Source organism: Rhizobium azibense (assembly GCF_004342325.1).
GTDB classification, from domain to species: domain Bacteria; phylum Pseudomonadota; class Alphaproteobacteria; order Rhizobiales; family Rhizobiaceae; genus Rhizobium; species Rhizobium etli_B.
In genome coordinates this window covers 98,427-114,646 of record NZ_SMBJ01000001.1, presented here as the reverse complement: position 1 = coordinate 114,646, position 16,220 = coordinate 98,427, and the positions used below count along the sequence as shown (strand labels likewise).

The window sequence follows — 16,220 nt, the reverse complement described above, 5'->3', positions numbered from 1 at the left end:
GCGACTTGCCGCCGGAGTGCCGCGTTCAGACCGTGAGCGGGACCGTTAGGGTTAGGGCCAGACAAGCGCTCTTGCCTATTGCGACCCTCGCTCCGGCAATTGGTGGAGGAAGGATTTGGACATTGGGACTTGGCTGCGCAACTTGCAGCTCTCGCGCTACGAGCAGATGTTCCGCGACAACGATATAAGCGCCGACGTTCTGCCCGAGCTGACGGCGGAAGACCTGATCGGCCTCGGCGTCACCTCGATCGGTCACCGCCGCAAGCTGTTGTCGGCAATCACGGCCTTGCGCGGCGAAGGGATGGCAGGTGGCGTCACAGCAGGGCCGCAGCCGGCGACCCTGCTGTCTGCGGAACCGGCGCGAGCCGGGGCCGAGCGGCGGCAGCTTACGGTCGTGTTCGTCGACCTAGTCGACTCGACGGCACTGTCGGTCCGGCTCGATCCCGAGGACATGAGCAAGCTTCTCCGCGCCTACCAGAATGCGGTGACAGGTGGATTCGCTCGCTTCGAAGGTCATGTCGCCAAGTTAATGGGCGACGGAGTGCTCGCCTATTTCGGGTGGCCGAGGGCGCACGAGGACGAGGCCGAGCGCGCCGTGCGGGCCAGTCTCGCGGCCGTCGAGGCGGTCGGGCGCCTGGCGAGCCCGACCGGCGAGCCGCTCGCAGCCCGGGTCGGCATCGCCACAGGCGTGGTCGTCGTGGGCGACCTTATCGGCGAGGGGGCGGCCCAAGAGGAGGCGGTCGTCGGCGAAACGCCGAATCTAGCCGCCCGCCTGCAGACGCTCGCGCGGCCCAATGAGGTGGTGATCGGTGAGGGTACACGAGAGCTTCTAGGCGCGTTGTTCGAGGTCGAGGATCTCGGAGTCCAGCCGCTCAAGGGACTAACGGTGCCGGCCCGAGCGTTCCGTGTGCTCGGACCCGGTCGCGCAGCGAGCCGCTTCGAGGCACTCCATCTGAGGGAGCTGGCGCCGATCGTCGGGCGTGACGCGGAGCTGGCGCTGCTTCTCGAGCGCTGGCGACGGGCCAAGGCCGGGGAGGGCCAAGTGGTGCTGCTTTCCGGCGAGCCCGGAATCGGTAAATCGCGGATTGTTCTGGCGCTGCGCGAGGCGCTCGCCAAGGAACCGGTTACCGTACTGAACCATTTCTGCTCGCCCTACCACATGGACAGCGCGCTCTTTCCAGTGATCGGGCAGCTCGAGAGAGCAGCCGGGTTTGCTCGCGACGATGGGCCTGAGGAGAAGCTCTGCAAGCTCGAAACACTCCTCAGTTCGAATTCGGCGTGCTTCGATGAAGACGCGACGGCGCTCATGGCCGCCATGTTATCACTGCCGGTCGAGAGCCGCCACGCGGCCCTGGATCTGACGCCCGAGCGCCAGAAGCAGCTCACCTTCGAGGTCCTGCTCCGGCAGTTCGAAGCCGTGTGCGGCCAGCAGCCGGTCTTGGCCGTCTATGAGGATGTGCACTGGATCGACCCTTCGACGATGGAGCTCCTGGATCTTCTGGTCGAACGCGTGCAGGGCCTGAGAGTGCTCACGGTGATCACCTTCCGGCCCGAGTTCACCCCTCCCTGGACGGGCCACGCTCACGTCACCTCCTTTTCGCTCTCCCGGCTCGTTCGTGGCGACGTGGCGATGATCGTCGGCCGCGTCGTCGGCGGGAAGGCGTTGCCGCCGGATGTTCTGGCCCAGATCACTAGCAAGACGGACGGTATCCCGTTGTTTGTCGAGGAACTGACCCGGACGGTTCTCGAATCCGGCCTGTTGCGAGACCGGGGTGACCACCTTGAGCTTATCGGCGTGGCGGCGGCGCTCGCCATTCCCTCGACCTTGCAGGACTCGCTTATGGCCCGGCTGGATCGGCTGGCGCCGGCCAAGGAGTTGGCGCAGATCGGCGCCTGCATCGGCCGCGAGTTCGATCACGATCTCCTGGCCGCGGTGTCGCCGCTTCAAGAGCCGACGCTCAGTGAAGCGCTCAGTAGGCTCGTCGGCTCCGATTTGGTCTTCCGGCGCGGCCAGCCGCCCAACGCGACCTACACCTTCAAGCACGCGCTGATCCAGGATGTCGCCTACGCGACCCTCCTCAGAAGCCGGCGAGTCGAGCTTCATGCGCGTATCGCCGCCGCGCTTGAAGCGCAGTTCCCCGCCGTCGTCGAGCGCCAGCCCGAACTCCTGGCCCGCCATCTCACGGAGGCCGGGATTCACGACCGGGCCGCAGATTGGTGGCTGCGCGCCGGCCAATTGGCACGGCAGCGCTCGGCCAACAAGGAAGCGATCGGTCACCTGACGAAAGCGCTCGCCATACTCAGGGACGCACCGCCGAGCGAGGCGCGCGAGCGCCAGGAGCTTGAGATCCAGGTGGCTCTGGGACCGCCGTTGATCGCAACCGAGGGCTTCGGTGCACCCCAGGTCGAGACGGCCTACGCCAGAGCCGAGGAGCTCGCCCGCCAGCAAGGGCACGAGAGCCATCGCGCGCGAGCGCTACGAGGATTGTGCCACGTCCATCACGTACGCGGTCACTTGACCCGAACAGGCGAGCTCGGCGTCGAACTGCTCGAGCTGGTTGAACGGGGCGACGACCTCGTGCGCCAGGCTGACGCCCATCATGCACTGGGCTTCAACCTGTTCCATCTGGGCAATCATTCCCTGGCCATGACCCACTTGGAGGCGGCGCGCAGCAAGATCGAACGTGCCGGTGATCCCGCCCACGCGTTCGCGGCTGGCGTCAATATCCACGTCCACGGCCGCGCCTATGCTTCTCATGTCGACTGGCATCTCGGATTCGCGGATCGTGCACTCCTGACCATCGGCGAAGCGATTGAGGTGGCCCGACGCCTCGATCACCCGTTCAGCCTCGTCGTCGCGTTCGCCTATGCCGCGATGCTGCACCAGTTCCGCCGTGAACCGGCGATGGTGCGCGTGCATGCTGATGCCGCTTACGCGGTCTGTGCCGAGTATGGTTTCAGCTATTATCTTGCCTGGGCCACGATAATGGACGGCTGGGCATCCGCCGAGGAGGGCGACCTCGATGGGGGTATCGTACGCCTGCGCGATGGTCTGCGAGATCTGCGCGCGACAGGCGCCGGACTTAGGCTGCCGCATTATCTTGCGATCCTCGCCGAGCTCTACATCAAAACGCAGCGGCTGGAGGAGGCGGGCGCCACCCTCGCTGAGGCCGACGCCGTCGCTGAGCGCCACGGAGAATCGTGGGCCAACGCGCGGCTCCGTCTCCTCGAGGGCGAGCTATCGCTCGCCCCATTCCGGCCGGCGGCGGACTGCTTTCGGCGTGCCGTGGAGATAGCAACGGCACAAGGGGCTTTATCCCTCACGCTCAGGGCAGCCATCCGGCTCGCGCGGCATCTGCGTGCAGACGGTAAAACCGCGGAGGCGTACGACACCCTCGCATCTCCTTACGCCTCGATCAGCGAGGGCTTCGATACACCCGATCTTCTGGAGGGGCGAGCACTGCTCGACGAACTGCGATCAGAATGCCCATCTGGCCATCAATGATGCCGGGGAAGGCCGATCGAACAGCCGGTTGGCGTAGTGTAGGTCAGGCTGGATCAAGTGATCCCGGTTCGCGGACCGTCCGCACCCGAGATGCCAATTCGGGCAGGACCTGAATGATCCGTATGTCGGTGCCGTCTTATAGGTGGATGGCGAAGCTGTGGCGCAGCGTGTGCGGCCCGACCCGCTTGGCGATGTCGGCGGCGTGGGCGCTTTCGACGACGATGCGATAGAGCTGTCGCAGCAAACCTGAGGTCAAGTTTGGAGTTTCTCGGATTTATAAACCGAAGGGTTACACTTTTAGAACTCGTTAAACCAGATATTGTGGCATGTGGAGCATGGGCCTGCTTTGGTGGTGGGCTCAGCCCTCCTCTTTGCGCAGGGATCGTCACCCGCATTCGCTGAGACGCTTCGCGGCTAACGGGCGGCGGGATGTCTCCGGCAGGAGTTCCAAGCGTTGTTCGAAAGCAGCGCGCCCCGTAGGATTCGAACTTTCTCTGACTATTAAGCTAACGGAATGACGTGCGTCTGCTTTCCGCAACTCTTGGTTCGAACTTGAACGACTGAAATATGGGCGCAAAGCGGCCGGTATCCGCGGCCAGCGTTTTGCACCGGGATATTGATGCCGTCAAAAATGCAATCGAACTCCCCTTGAGCAACGTCAAGCCAAAGGGCGGATCAACCGCCTCAAGATGGTGAAGCGAGCAATGTACGGCCGCGCCGGCCCAGAACTGAAGAGGGCGAGAATGCTGCCGCTGAATCACAGAAATTGCGGATGAACCTAATAAACTCCACAGCGACACTTGCGACCCTGGCAATGTTCGTTCCTTAGCTCCAATGGGGCCGTTTTTCCCATGCCGCCTGTTGGCTCTCGAATAGCGAGATTAACGAGAGGAACCCTTCGAGCACGAAGACGTTCCTTTCGTTAGTTAAGTGAGTCTATCGCACAGTCTCTTGGAGGAAAACATGTCCATGCGTCTAGCAGCAACCACAGCGTTTGCGCTTCTGCTGTCCGGGCCGGCATTCGCGGATTGCAAGGAGGAACTCAAGAATCTGGACCAAGCGGCGGTATCTGCGCAAACCGGAGCAGGCAGCGATCCCGGCGCTCCTATGACCCAGCACCAGAAAGAGGTATTGGGTGGCAAGCAGCAGGCTAGCGACCCCGAAACGACGGGATCGACATCAGGTAGTGTGAAGTCCATCACCCCGCACCAGGAAGAGGTGACGAAGCAAAGCGCCGGCGCTGAGGCCGACCAGGTTAGCCGGATGATGATGGACGCCCGTAAAATGGCCGATGCCGGAGACGAAAAAGGCTGCATGAATAAAGTCACGGACCTCAAAAAGATGATGGGAAGCAAGTAGGCGGAGAGCCGGTCATTTCTGATGCCTATCTTTGCCGAACATTGGCCCGCCGATCTTTGGGAATGAACTCGGACGCGCTATAAACGCCTGCAGAGCGAGCTCGGGGCAGTCGCGACAAGGCGGAATCAAGTGCAATCTCGCGGGCGGCCGTCGTCGGGTCGCCCCATGACGAGCTGCGGCCGTCCCAGTCGATCCCGATCGCGATCAGCACCGCTTGGCTCCTGGCCACGCCAGCCTCGCGCACCTTCTGAGGATGCGGTAAGGGAAAGGCTCGGGAAGCCGTCGCTTGCCTAAAGCCTTGACGCTCTCATTGAACGCCGAAAGCGGAGAAGGCATGCCTACACAGTTCTTCCGTGATCGCCTTCACCTTCCGTGTCGGCAACCTGGACGTATATCTCCGCCAAGGTCGAAAACGAGGGCCTGTTCAGAACGCTGATAGTGCTCGAACAGCTCGGTGGAAAGCGGCCCGAAGGATCCTGCGGCACGCGCAGTTCCAGCTTGCCGACGCGGGTGATCAGCGTGCGGCCATAGTAGCCCGAACGGTAGCCCAGCCGCTCCGAGGTGCGTTCGCTCTTCGAAGCGCCCAAAGCCTGCTCCATCTGGGTTAGACCACCCGCCCTCTTGACACGACGAATGGAACCTGATAGATGAGTTATGACTCACTCAATTATGATTGTTGTATAGATGGCGCGCCCCCTTAGCGAAGAAAAACGGCAAGCCTTGCTCGAGGCGGCATGCGATTTTGTAGCCCGTTTGGGAACAGAGGCGTCGACAGCAAAGATTGCGAAGGCTGCGGGTGTGTCCGAGGGAACGCTATTCACTTATTTTCCAAGCAAGGACGATCTTCTCAATCAACTCTTTATGACGATTGAGATCGACCTGATGGAGCGAATGCTTGCACCATATCCGGATGGGGACGCACCTCGTGAAAGACTAAGACGCGTGTGGGACCGTCTGGTGGATTGGGGATTGACCAATTCGACAGCTCGAAAGGCTGTCAGACAACTCAAGGTTTCGGATCGAGTAACCGCGCAGAGCAGACAGAAAAGCAAAGCCATGGTCCACGACGCACGGGCGATCGTCGCAGCGTGTCTTGCCGGCCATGCCGATCCTGAAAGGATTGACTTCTATATCGATACGATCGTGTTCGGCCTCGCCGAAATCACGATCAATGCCATAGCCGCCAACCCGAAACAGGACAAGAACATCCGCCAAGCTGGTTTCGACCTGTTGTGGAAAGGCACTGCTGCATAATATTTGGCTCATCATTGAGTGCCTAAATACTCATTTAAAGGAAAGCAGCATGTCTCATTCTACTGGTTTCACTGAAGCGAATGTCCCCGACCAGTCGGGAAAGACCTTCATCGTCACAGGTGCCAATGCAGGTATTGGCTTTGAAATCTCACGGGTATTAGCCGCACGAGGCGCTCGTGTCCTGCTGGCATGCCGGGAGCGCACCAGGGCCGATCAGGCAATAGCGCGAATCAGGCTTATCACGCCAAGGGCTGATCTGGCCTGGTTGCCGCTTGATCTGGGCGATCTCGCCAACGTTCGCGTTCCCGCTGAAATTGCCGCGAGAGAGCCGCGCATTGACGCGTTGATCAACAATGCAGGCATCATGAACCCACCCTTGACACGCACCATGCAAGGCTTCGAGTCTCAGTTCGGCGTCAATCATCTCGGCGTTTTTGCGCTGACAACATTGCTCTTGCCAAAGCTGGCTGAAACGCCGGGATCGCGTGTCGTCGTGACTTCCAGCATCGCGCACCTGAAGGGGAAGATCGACTGGGACGACCTCGACGCCGAGAAATCTTACAACAAGAGCAAGCGCTACGGCGGCAGCAAGCTGGCAAACGCCCTGTTTTTTTTCGAGTTGGATCGGCGCCTGCGGGCTGCAGATTCTCCAGTCATGGCTGCCGGGTGCCATCCAGGCGTGGCGAGCACCAGACTTGGACGGCACATGGGGATCGCACAGCTCGCCGGTCCGATCGTCGGCCTGCTCCTCAACAGCGCGGACAAGGGCGCCTGGCCTGCGCTGCAGGCGGCGACAGGCAAGGTGGAGCCTGGTGGCTACTACGGGCCGACCGGGTTTGGTGGAATCCGGGGTCCGTCCGGTGAGGCGAAACGTGCCCCCGACGCCCAGGACCCAGCTCTGGCAAAGCGTCTCTGGGACGTCTCGATCGCGATGACCGGGATCGATCCGGGCTTGTGCCCCGCCTGATAGAACACAAAGCCCGAAGCCGAGGCTTCAAGCAGAAGCAAAGGGATAGATCATGTCTTCACTTTACGGAGTGACATCGACGACCAACGAAGTTTTCGCCGGCTGGACCGCTGGCCCTGGTGAAGGTGGAACAAGAGAGGGTGGAACAAGAGCAGTTCGAAATCGTCTGACCCATCGGCTGGGGCCTTATTGAGCCGGCTCACAAGCGCTTCTCAATGACGACCCAACGATACGTTCCCTTGACGATCTTCGATAGGGCCGCTCAAGCGAACTTCGCCGCAGGTTTCGCGAGGAGACGGCGGGCGGCCGCATTGTGCCGTGGCGGATCGGTCCGGATACCATCCCTGTGGAGCGCCGACCAGCTCAACGACTGTGCAGGGCAGGCTTGCTGCATGGTGGGCCGAAGTGAACCGTGTTTTGTGGTTTGCGGCACCAGTGGCTCTACGCTGTTCGTCTGATTATCACGCCAGCATGTATTAATCAGTCGGCATTTTGTTGATATACCAAGGAAAAGAGCAGCACTAGCTCGGCGGCGTCGGTTCTGTAAGTAATCTTGCGCTTCAGCCCAGAGTTTACAGTTGCTTGTTTCTTGAATGGCCAAAAGGCGCGTTGGTTCGAATCTGTTCGAGGCGAAGCTGTCACAATCCAGGGTTCTAGCCAAAAGAGAACTCGAGAGCGGGCTTCTCCGAACTACTGGCGCAAGGCCTCCGCCACGTGCTCCCAAGTGTGTTGTCTAGCCTGCGACAGTCGTGATGGCGCGCTCTGCCGCTGCAATAAAGAGATCAACGTGCTCGGCTCCGCAGACCAGCGGAGGTCGCACCTTAAGTGCGTCCTCGTTGGCTCCTGTCGTGCTGACGAGCACACCGTCATCCCGCATTGCGTTGACGATATCCAAAGCCATTGCACGTCGGGCTGCCGCAGACGTATCCTCGGACCCAATGTCGACGCCAAAAAATAGACCGGCGTTTCGGATTGCACGAACTTCCCTATGCTTCATTGCCATTTCTTCTAGACCAGCGCGGAGCCGCTGGCCCATGGCAAGCGCATTTTGACGAATTTGGTCACGTTCCAGGATCGTCAGCACGGCATCCGCAGTCGCAATTCCTACCGTGTTTCCGGCAAAAGTATTCGAGTAGCGCGCGGTAGCACCAAACCGCTCCATTGGCGCTTGACGACCAACGACCGCGCCAATCGGAAACCCGTTACCCATGGGCTTGCCCAGAGTTACAAGATCCGGCACGATTCCGTGCCGCTCAAAGCCCCACATGTGAGTGCCAGTTCGTCCGAAGCCCGGTTGAACCTCGTCGGCGATGACGAGGCCGCCTGCCTCGCGCACCGCTGCCACTCCACCAGCAATGAAGCCGGGAGGATCTACCCAAACGCCATCGCTGGAAAAGATACTGTCAATGAGCAGGGCCGCAACGCCCATGCCACGACGGTTGAGGTCAAGAATGGCCGAACGAATCTGCGCCTCGAAAAAGTCGCCGGCTTGCGATTCTGGTATGCCTGCCGGGCCGGGCAAAGAAACCATGCGAACGAATGGACTGAGCTTGACCGCGTCGCCCAAATTCGGCGAAACCGCTGCCACAGCCCCGCTCGTGCCGTGATAAGCGTATGAGGAGACAATCACACCCTCGCCGCCGCTCGCAAACCGGGCGATACGCAGGGCCAGATCGTTGGATTCACTGCCCGTGCAAGTGAAGACCACGCGGTCAAGCTCCTCTGGGAATGTACCAACCAATCGTTCGGCATAGTCTACAAGTCTAGGTTCGAGATAGCGCGTGTTGGCGCTAATTCGGGCGGCCTGTTTGGCCATTGCCGCGTTCACCTCGGGGTGGCAATGACCGAGGGAAGGAACGTTATTGTAGAAGTCGAGATAGGCCCGACCGTCGGGATCATAGAGCCACATGCCTTCGCCGCGAACGAAATGCACCGGACGTCGATACTGCAGTCGATAAGATGCTCCAAGAACTGCATCACGGCGGGCAATCAGCGCCGCTTCGCGCTCTGGGAGGTCAGACTCACCTGGTCTGTAGCGGTTGGGCATAAGATCTGTGGACATGTTTGCTGCCTGTCTATGAGTTACGGCTAAGGCTGTGACACTGCCGCGAGGACTGCCGCCTCGCCTGATGCAGCTGAAAGAGGCGCCAAGATTGTCAGCCCGCGCTCAGCACGAGCAACATTCTTTTTGATGTATTGCGCGTCGGCCGGAAAGAGGTGGGAGCGCCAGTAGTTGACCAGTATCAGTGCACTTTGCCGTGCGCGCATGAGTATGACCAGCAGCCTTGCCTCCAAGGCGGATAGTGGGACGATTGCGGCATAGCCGGCAATGAGATGTTCGGCTCCGCCCAAAGGAAGCGTCGGATCTGCCACGACATGACTGGCCGCAATGGCCAAATCCTGAATCCTTGGACTCCAGCAGCCATCGCCGAAATCGATGAAACCCAAGCCCTGGCCGGTAACGATTGTGTTGAACGGGCTAGGATCGTTATGCGTGACCTGCCACTCCAAGTTCTGGATCTGCGGCTCGACGAAGCGCATATACTCCGCCATTGCGGTCCGAACGCTTTCGGCGACGCTGCCAGACGGTAGGTGTTCCTCCAGTTCCATCAACCGCGACCAGCAGCCGATATGCCAGAGAATGGGCCGGTGTGCTGCGGGTGCGTTGATCTGCGCAAGGGCTAGGTCCAGCCGGCCGAGGGCGCTACCAGTACGAAAGAGGAGATCAGGCGCCGGCGTCACCTTGTGCAGAGACACGCCTTCCACTCGGGTCTGTAGGTAACCACTTATGCCCTCTTCCTCAAACATCAACGCGCCGCCGCTAGTGCGGATCACTGTAGGTGCAGCAAATCCCGCGCTGTCTTGCAGTGCCGCCAAAGCTGCGCTTTGGAAACGGAAGCTGTCGATCGCCTCTCTCCGCGCCGACGTCTTCAGGATCAATTGTCGGCCGTCCGACAGGGAGACCTCAGCAGTGCGCTCGACCTCGGAAGATAAGACCGCGATCGATCCCTCCAGCCCGTAGTACCGCTTAAGTAGTGTCGCCGACATGTCCGGTTGCAAGCCATCTGGCGGCGTGGAGAGAATCGCGGCTGCAGCGCGAAAATAGGCTTCAGTCGACGATGCAGCCCACGGCAAGTGACGTGAGCTCGCAGCCGCAGAGCTGTTGTGCCGGCCCCGTTGTTGATCGGCAACAAGATCATCATGATCGCTCAATTTGAAGATCCTCGCCCGTTCATGTTGCTTTCGTGCTGCGAAGTCGGATGCTCTGATCTAGTTCTGACTAGATCAGAGCAGGCACTCCACACTGCTTACCAAGTCACGCAGTTTATCGATTCCTGAACCGCTGTTGCCTTGATCATGTCAGAGTCCGAAAACGCTGGGCAACTGCGAAATATCGCGGATCTCGGTGTATTCATAATAGGGGTTGGCCGGCTCATGGCCACGATTGACCCACACCTTACTCTTGATACCCAGATCATAGGCGGACATCAGGTCATGACGGAAAGACGACGAAACGTGCGTTATGTCCTCTGGTCCACATCCTAGCATGTCGAACATATATTCAAACGCCTTGAGATGCGGCTTGTAGGCCCGCGCCTCTTCAGCAGTGTAGACGGCATGAAAAGGCGCGCCGAGCTTTGCCACGTTCGACGGGATCTGCGCCACCATGGAATTTGTCAAGATGACAAGGGGGATTTCCTTGGCGAGCTTGGCGAGGCCCTCGGGAACGTCTGGATGCGGTCCCCATGTCGGCACGCGGTTGTAGATGGTTTCGGCGTCTTCGGGCCGGAATGCAACCTTGTTGCGGCGGCACGTGCGCTCCAATGCGTTGTGGACAACGTCGGCATACGGCTTCCAGTCCTGCATTACCTCATCGATGCGGTAAGCCTGAAAGTTCTTGATGAACTCGTTCATGCGCGGTCCATCCAGAAGATGACCGAACAGATCCCGAGCGGCGTCCGCCATCTGAAAGTTGATCAACGTACCATGGCAGTCGAATGTTACGTACTTTGGCTTGAATCGATCCATGTTCCTGACCCCTTTGATCTCAAGTTCGACTAAGCATAGTCACATCTTCCTGGCAGAATGTGCTGCAATGCGTGGTCATTCAGCAAAGCAGCGTCTTGTCTGCGATGAATTCAGCACAAGGTTGCGCAACAAGCCACGTGCCGCCGCGTTGAGGCGATTGGTACGCAGCGTGCCGTCGCTCATTCAAAGCCGAGCCCTAAGCAAGCGACGCATATTCGGCCATGTGTCCATAGACGTAGGGGGCACGTCGCACGGCATGGGTGACCTCCCGGGCAGTGGCGGACTAGGCTGCGTCAGGACGAGGACAGGCTCTGGTGGGTCCGGAGAGGAAGCATTGGAGATGGTGATTGCTGCGCGTCTACCGGTGGCACGACACCCTCAATGCTGCTTGGCGGGTATCCGTCGGACCTGACAGGTTCTCAGGGGAGCGTTGATCAGCGTTGATCTAGCAATTTGATCTGGAGATCTTCCCAGTGCTCCTTAAACGCTTCCCGTGCCGTATCGTAGTGGCGGCTCCTCAAGCTGTTGATGAGCCGCTCGTGTTCTTCCGCCATTTCTTCGGCAGTGCCGTAGAAATCCTGCCGCTGTGCGAGGAGAAGCTCGATCTCGCCCTCGAGGTCTGAATAGGTTCGCTTTAGCCGAGCGCTGCCGCTAGCGGCGACGATCGCTCGGTGGAAGTCACGGTCGGCAGCTACCAACAGGGATCTGTCGGAGGATAACGTCGACCTGTGCATAACCTCGACTGCCTCTAATGCCTGAGATGGGATGACACCCGTCAGCACGATCAGACGAATGGCCTCGCCCTCGATGGTCCCGCGCACGCGTGTGATATCGACAATATCGTCGGGCCCGAATTCGGGTACTACAAAGCCTCGGTTCGGTATCTGACGAAGCAAGCCCTGCGTGACGAGCACCTGGGCTGCAGTACGGAATGTGTGCCGCGAGGTCGAATGCTCCTCGCACATTTTCACATCGCGGAGGAACTCGCCGGGTCGAAAATCACCTGACAGTATGCGCCTTCGCAAAGCGTGGGTCAGGATTTCCACCGCGCTGGCGGGCGAGGGCTCGACATTCATCCTACTATCTTCGGTTTGGTTCTTGGTGTGCAGCGGCGGCATGGCTCTGGCATTGCTCGTTGAATTCGTCCTTGTACCTACGCCACATGCGGCGGCGCAGGGCAAGAGAGATGATATTTGCGTCGCGCAGCTGGCATAGCGGCGGATCCTAGATCTGCACTGACCGAAGCGCCTCGTCGACGCCCTCGATCAGACGCGCCGCGTTTGAGGATGTGAAGATGAGCGGAGGCCTGATCTTCAGGATATGCGCGTCCGCCCCGGTCGCTGAAATGAGGATGCGCCGATCGCGCAAGGCGTTGACGACCCCTAGCGCACGATCCATGTCCGGCGTTTTGCGGTCTCTATCCTTGACGAGTTCGACAGCGAAATAAAGGCCGGCCCCGCGAACATCTCCGACGAATTCATATTTCGTTTGTAGGTCCCGGAGCCCTGCGAGGATTTCGCCCCCGATCTTGGTGGCGTTGTCCAATAGGCCCTCTTCGAGGATTGTGTCGAGCACGGCGCTTGCAGCCGCGATAGCGACGGAGTTGCCGCCAAACGTGTTGAAATAGCGCATGCTGGATCCGAATTCTGCGACGAGTTCGGGCCGCAGGACGATGCCGGCAACGGGATAGCCGTTACCCATGGGCTTGCCCATGGTGACGATGTCCGGATCGACTTTGTGACGCTGGTGGCCCCAAAAATGGGTGCCGGTCCGTCCGAATCCCGATTGCACCTCGTCGGCGATGAACAGGCCGCCCGCCTTGCGCACCACTTCCGCGACGGGCGCCAATACGTCCGTCGGATCGACGTAGAGACCATCGGAGGAGAAGACTGAGTCCGCTATGAAGGCGGCCAGGCCGCTTCCATGCCGCTCCAGATCAGCGATCTGCCGCGAGACATCCTCCGCCATCCGCCGGCCAATTTCCTCGACGGGGAGGCGGTAGGAATCAGGCGCTGCAACTGTGCGAAGATAGGGATCGAGGGCCGACTTCTTCCCGAGCGACGGCGAGATTGCCGCCACCGCTCCGCTGTTGCCGTGATAGGCTTCGGCCGTGACGATGACGCTGGTCTTGCGTGTGTGGTAACGCGCGATCCGCAAGGCGAGATCGTTGGCTTCCGACCCGGTGCAGGTGAACATCGCGCATCCGCTTCGGCCGAGCTCGCCACCGAACGTACTGATCAGAGCTTCGGCATAATCCAGCAGGGGTTCCTGCATGTATCGCGTGTGAGTACAGAGTAACTCGAGCTGCTTCTGGATCGCCTCGACGACACGCGGGTGAGAGTGACCCAGCGAAACCACGTTGTTGTAAGCGTCGAGATATTCGTTGCCGTGCTTGTCATAGAGGAAGACACCCTTTCCACGGGAGATCTCAACGGGCGACTTGTAGAAGAGGCGGTAAGCGGGCCCGAGCAGCCTTTGCCGCCGGGTGACATGGTCCAGTTCTTCTCTTGTGAGATGAGACGTATCCATAGGGTTGAAGCCATTTGGCATATCGCCGCGGAAGCCCTTGGGCAGGGTAGTCGCTTGCTTGGACATTCGGGTTCCTATCGTTTCAGAAGATCGGATATTTGGGCTGTCGAAATCGAGTGGAACCATTCGAGGTGGGCCCAGCCGGCTTCGGTATTGCGCATGATATAGCGGCTATTCTCGGGGAAGATTTGGGCGCGCCAGCACGTCAGCAGCGCCCGAACCGCAAGACGGCCCATCGACAAGAAAGGGATGAGGCGGAGCTCCTCGTCCGTCAATTCGGCGTTGCGGAGATAGCCGCGCAGAACGTCGCGCGGTTCGTCAAACAGGTCACGCCGGTTTGCATGGTCGAAAGTTTTTGGCATCTGGTTCATCAATGCCGTGGAGACATCAACGGCAATGGCGGTACGGACGGCGTCGCCAAAATCGATGACGCCGGTCAGAAACTGCGGGCGGGCCTGATCGACAACCAGGTTAGACGTATTGAAGTCGTTGTGGAGCACCTGCCGCCGGCATAAGTCGAGGCTCGGTTTGATATCGGCAAACCGCTCGAGCGCGCGGAGGGTCCAGGCTCGTTTGCCGCCCACCGGGATGAAGCTTAAGAGATCGGTGAGATCAAGAAGATGGGTGACGTCCCATGCCACAGTCCGGCCGTCTGCGGGATGCGAGAAGTCGGCCATCGCATAACGCAGCTTCGCCAGGATTTCGCCGATCCGTTCGCGCTGTGGGGCCGTGGCAGATGTCCGGTCGAGCGGAGTACCGGGGAGGAAGGTGATGAGCCGCACCACGCGCCGCTCGCCGGCCCTAGTGGTGACGATAGGCAATTCCGAGCCGGCAAGGTCGCGAATTGCACGGGGGACGGGAAGGTCAGGTGCCCGTTGCTCAAGATGACGCATCAGTGCGACCTGGAAACCGAGCTCATCCACCCGCTCGGAAGGATGAGCGATCTTTAGCACAAACTTCCCCCGGTCCGCGCAGTCGAGGAGGAACGTGTCGTCTTTCTCGGTTTCAAAGCGCTTGGCCGATCCACGCGCGCCGTAGAGCCGCTCGGCGATATCTTCGGCTTCCGCAGCCCCCACGGGATGGCAGGCCTCGGAAAACTCCGGGCCACGGGCTGGCATAGGCTGATGCTTGTGATCCATCTTCAACTCATTCAGATCCCGCCCCGAGAATGGGCAGCTCGATGGCGTCAGTATCCCACATTCTATTTTTTGTACAACAATTTCTTCTATTACTGGAAATGTTTTGCTGCTTTGGACACTTTTTCCTGCTGGGCGATGCGTGGGCGTCGTGAAGAATGGCTTGATGCCGTGACCAATAAAACTGAAGAAATACAATCATATAATAAGGTACTCATCGTTTGTTTGACCGCGACGTGTGCAAGCCGTCGGAAAATGCCAAGGCGATGGACTTCTCAATAATTGTTGGACAATATGTTGCCAGCGCCTCAAAATTATGCCAGTGTGTTTCCACTGGGCGGAATGCAGCAAGCGATTTGGCGTGCTCCACCTGGTTGGGCTGGCCCGATATCGAAAGAGGCAGAGGAAATGAAACTGATCAGAGACCGACTCGCACAGGTATTTGTGTCGATGCCGCATTGCGGTCTATCGGCACCACGACCTCTTTAGGCAGGCGGCATGCTCACTACGATGACCCTCGATCGGCACGCTGTGCCCTCAAATTGGAAGGAATACACGCCATGACTCAATTTCGACCGAAATACGTCACCTTCGACTGTTACGGCACGCTCACCAATTTCGACATGGCCGGTGCTGCGCGACGCGTCTACGGCGAGCGCCTCTCTCCAGAAGCGATGGCCGCGTTCATCGAGGCTTTTAGAGGGTATCGCCTTGATGAGGTGCTAGGGCCATGGAAACCTTTCCTCGAAGTGGTGCACAATTCCATCGAACGCAGCTGCAAACGCATCGGTATCGCGTTCAAACCGGAAGATGCGCAACGCATCTATAACGAAGTGCCAACCTGGGGTCCGCACCCGGACGTCCCGGCCGGCCTGTCCAGGGTGGCCAAAGAAATTCCGCTGGTCATCCTGTCGAACTCCATGAACAGCCTGATTATGTCGAACGTCGAAAAGCTGGGCGCGCCGATCCATATGGTGATCACGGCTGAAGAAGTGGGGGCATACAAACCTCTGATGAAGGGCTTCGAATACATGCTCGACAAGCTCGGCTGCGGGCCCGAAGACATCACTCATGTGTCCTCATCCTTCCGCTACGACCTGATGACCGCGTATGATCTGGGTATCAAGAGCAAGGTCTGGGTCAACCGCGGCCATGAGCCGGCCAATCCCTTCTACGAATACACTGAGATCAAGGATATCAGCGGGCTATCTGCCGCTGTTGGACTGTAGCCAGCTCTCAAGCGCGCTTAATCTAGCGCTCAGGTGCTGTTGCGACTTACGAAACCGGGGCGATTTATTCGCCCCGCTTTTTGCCGTTCGAAGGGAAGCACGCATGTCCTTCAGGACCCCCTCCGCACGAGTGCTCTACCGGCGTTCGAGGAATGCCGGGTCATTCAGCAAAGGAGTTCCGTGTCTACACTGAATTCAGCACAAGCTGGCGC

The 16,220-nt window shown here is 59.6% G+C and carries 12 protein-coding genes and 2 pseudogenes; 6 read left to right on the top strand and 8 right to left on the bottom strand.

Translation table 11 applies throughout. The features are described from left to right. The first annotated feature begins 115 nt into the window (after window positions 1-115). Window positions 116-3,505: an AAA family ATPase gene (locus tag EV130_RS00505; protein WP_245519987.1), complete on the top strand. Its 3,390-nt coding sequence runs from the start codon at window positions 116-118 to the stop codon at window positions 3,503-3,505. A 139-nt stretch (window positions 3,506-3,644) separates the two neighbouring features. Here the strand turns inward: EV130_RS00505 and EV130_RS00500 are convergent. Beyond that, window positions 3,645-3,743: pseudogene (locus tag EV130_RS00500) on the bottom strand (integrase); the annotation flags it as partial. A gap of 356 nt (window positions 3,744-4,099) precedes the next feature. Here EV130_RS00500 and EV130_RS00495 point away from each other — a divergent pair. Together EV130_RS00495 and EV130_RS00490 are read left to right on the top strand one after the other, a co-directional pair. Then, window positions 4,100-4,281 (top strand): annotated as a pseudogene (locus EV130_RS00495) (ISL3 family transposase); the annotation flags it as partial. A gap of 187 nt (window positions 4,282-4,468) precedes the next feature. Then, window positions 4,469-4,864: a hypothetical protein gene (locus EV130_RS00490; RefSeq protein WP_074065412.1), complete on the top strand. Its 396-nt coding sequence runs from the start codon at window positions 4,469-4,471 to the stop codon at window positions 4,862-4,864. Between the two features lie 338 nt (window positions 4,865-5,202). On the opposite strand, the gene EV130_RS32410 is transcribed toward EV130_RS00490, so the two are convergent. After that, window positions 5,203-5,463, bottom strand: coding sequence for a transposase (locus EV130_RS32410; RefSeq protein ID WP_165918467.1), 261 nt, complete (start codon window positions 5,461-5,463; stop codon window positions 5,203-5,205). An 85-nt stretch (window positions 5,464-5,548) separates the two neighbouring features. Here EV130_RS32410 and EV130_RS00480 point away from each other — a divergent pair, with 85 nt between their 5' ends. Together EV130_RS00480 and EV130_RS00475 are read left to right on the top strand one after the other, a co-directional pair. Then, complete coding sequence (locus EV130_RS00480) at window positions 5,549-6,118, top strand: TetR/AcrR family transcriptional regulator (protein WP_132658920.1); 570 nt, start codon at window positions 5,549-5,551, stop codon at window positions 6,116-6,118. 49 nt (window positions 6,119-6,167) lie between these two features. After that, entirely contained in the window at window positions 6,168-7,085 is a 918-nt protein-coding gene (locus EV130_RS00475) for an oxidoreductase (protein ID WP_132658918.1), read from the top strand. Between the two features lie 733 nt (window positions 7,086-7,818). On the opposite strand, the gene EV130_RS00470 is transcribed toward EV130_RS00475, so the two are convergent. From EV130_RS00470 to EV130_RS00445, 6 genes are all read right to left on the bottom strand, one after another. Continuing rightward, window positions 7,819-9,147 carry an aspartate aminotransferase family protein gene (locus EV130_RS00470; protein ID WP_132658916.1) on the bottom strand — a complete coding sequence of 443 codons (1,329 nt, stop codon included), beginning with the start codon at window positions 9,145-9,147 and terminating at the stop codon, window positions 7,819-7,821. 26 nt (window positions 9,148-9,173) lie between these two features. Continuing rightward, a complete protein-coding gene (locus EV130_RS00465; RefSeq protein ID WP_245519986.1) occupies window positions 9,174-10,145 on the bottom strand; it encodes a phosphotransferase enzyme family protein in 972 nt (323 codons plus the stop codon). 300 nt (window positions 10,146-10,445) lie between these two features. Beyond that, the gene (locus EV130_RS00460; protein ID WP_132658914.1) at window positions 10,446-11,114 is read right to left on the bottom strand and encodes a haloacid dehalogenase type II; all 669 of its coding nucleotides are present in this window, start codon (window positions 11,112-11,114) and stop codon (window positions 10,446-10,448) included. Window positions 11,115-11,548: 434 nt separating this feature from the next. Next, a complete protein-coding gene (locus EV130_RS00455) occupies window positions 11,549-12,232 on the bottom strand; it encodes a GntR family transcriptional regulator (RefSeq protein ID WP_074065405.1) in 684 nt (227 codons plus the stop codon). Window positions 12,233-12,338: 106 nt separating this feature from the next. Then, a complete protein-coding gene (locus EV130_RS00450) occupies window positions 12,339-13,709 on the bottom strand; it encodes an aspartate aminotransferase family protein (protein WP_132549833.1) in 1,371 nt (456 codons plus the stop codon). 8 nt (window positions 13,710-13,717) lie between these two features. Then, window positions 13,718-14,761, bottom strand: a complete 1,044-nt coding sequence (locus EV130_RS00445; protein ID WP_074065403.1) for a phosphotransferase — start codon at window positions 14,759-14,761, stop codon at window positions 13,718-13,720. Between the two features lie 578 nt (window positions 14,762-15,339). On the opposite strand from EV130_RS00445, the gene EV130_RS00440 reads away from it, so the two are divergent. Then, on the top strand, window positions 15,340-16,008 hold the full coding sequence (locus tag EV130_RS00440) for a haloacid dehalogenase type II (protein ID WP_132550070.1): 669 nt from the start codon (window positions 15,340-15,342) through the stop codon (window positions 16,006-16,008). The last annotated feature ends 212 nt before the right edge of the window (window positions 16,009-16,220 follow it).

Coding starts and splice junctions, on each gene's coding strand:
- EV130_RS00445 (WP_074065403.1), bottom strand. CDS start 14,761: ATGCCAGCCCGTGGCCCGGAGTTTTCCGAGGCCTGCCATCCCGTGGGG.
- EV130_RS00480 (WP_132658920.1), top strand. CDS start 5,549: ATGGCGCGCCCCCTTAGCGAAGAAAAACGGCAAGCCTTGCTCGAGGCG.
- EV130_RS00475 (WP_132658918.1), top strand. CDS start 6,168: ATGTCTCATTCTACTGGTTTCACTGAAGCGAATGTCCCCGACCAGTCG.
- EV130_RS00450 (WP_132549833.1), bottom strand. CDS start 13,709: ATGTCCAAGCAAGCGACTACCCTGCCCAAGGGCTTCCGCGGCGATATG.
- EV130_RS00440 (WP_132550070.1), top strand. CDS start 15,340: ATGACTCAATTTCGACCGAAATACGTCACCTTCGACTGTTACGGCACG.
- EV130_RS00455 (WP_074065405.1), bottom strand. CDS start 12,232: ATGCCGCCGCTGCACACCAAGAACCAAACCGAAGATAGTAGGATGAAT.
- EV130_RS00470 (WP_132658916.1), bottom strand. CDS start 9,147: ATGTCCACAGATCTTATGCCCAACCGCTACAGACCAGGTGAGTCTGAC.
- EV130_RS32410 (WP_165918467.1), bottom strand. CDS start 5,463: ATGGAGCAGGCTTTGGGCGCTTCGAAGAGCGAACGCACCTCGGAGCGG.
- EV130_RS00490 (WP_074065412.1), top strand. CDS start 4,469: ATGTCCATGCGTCTAGCAGCAACCACAGCGTTTGCGCTTCTGCTGTCC.
- EV130_RS00460 (WP_132658914.1), bottom strand. CDS start 11,114: ATGGATCGATTCAAGCCAAAGTACGTAACATTCGACTGCCATGGTACG.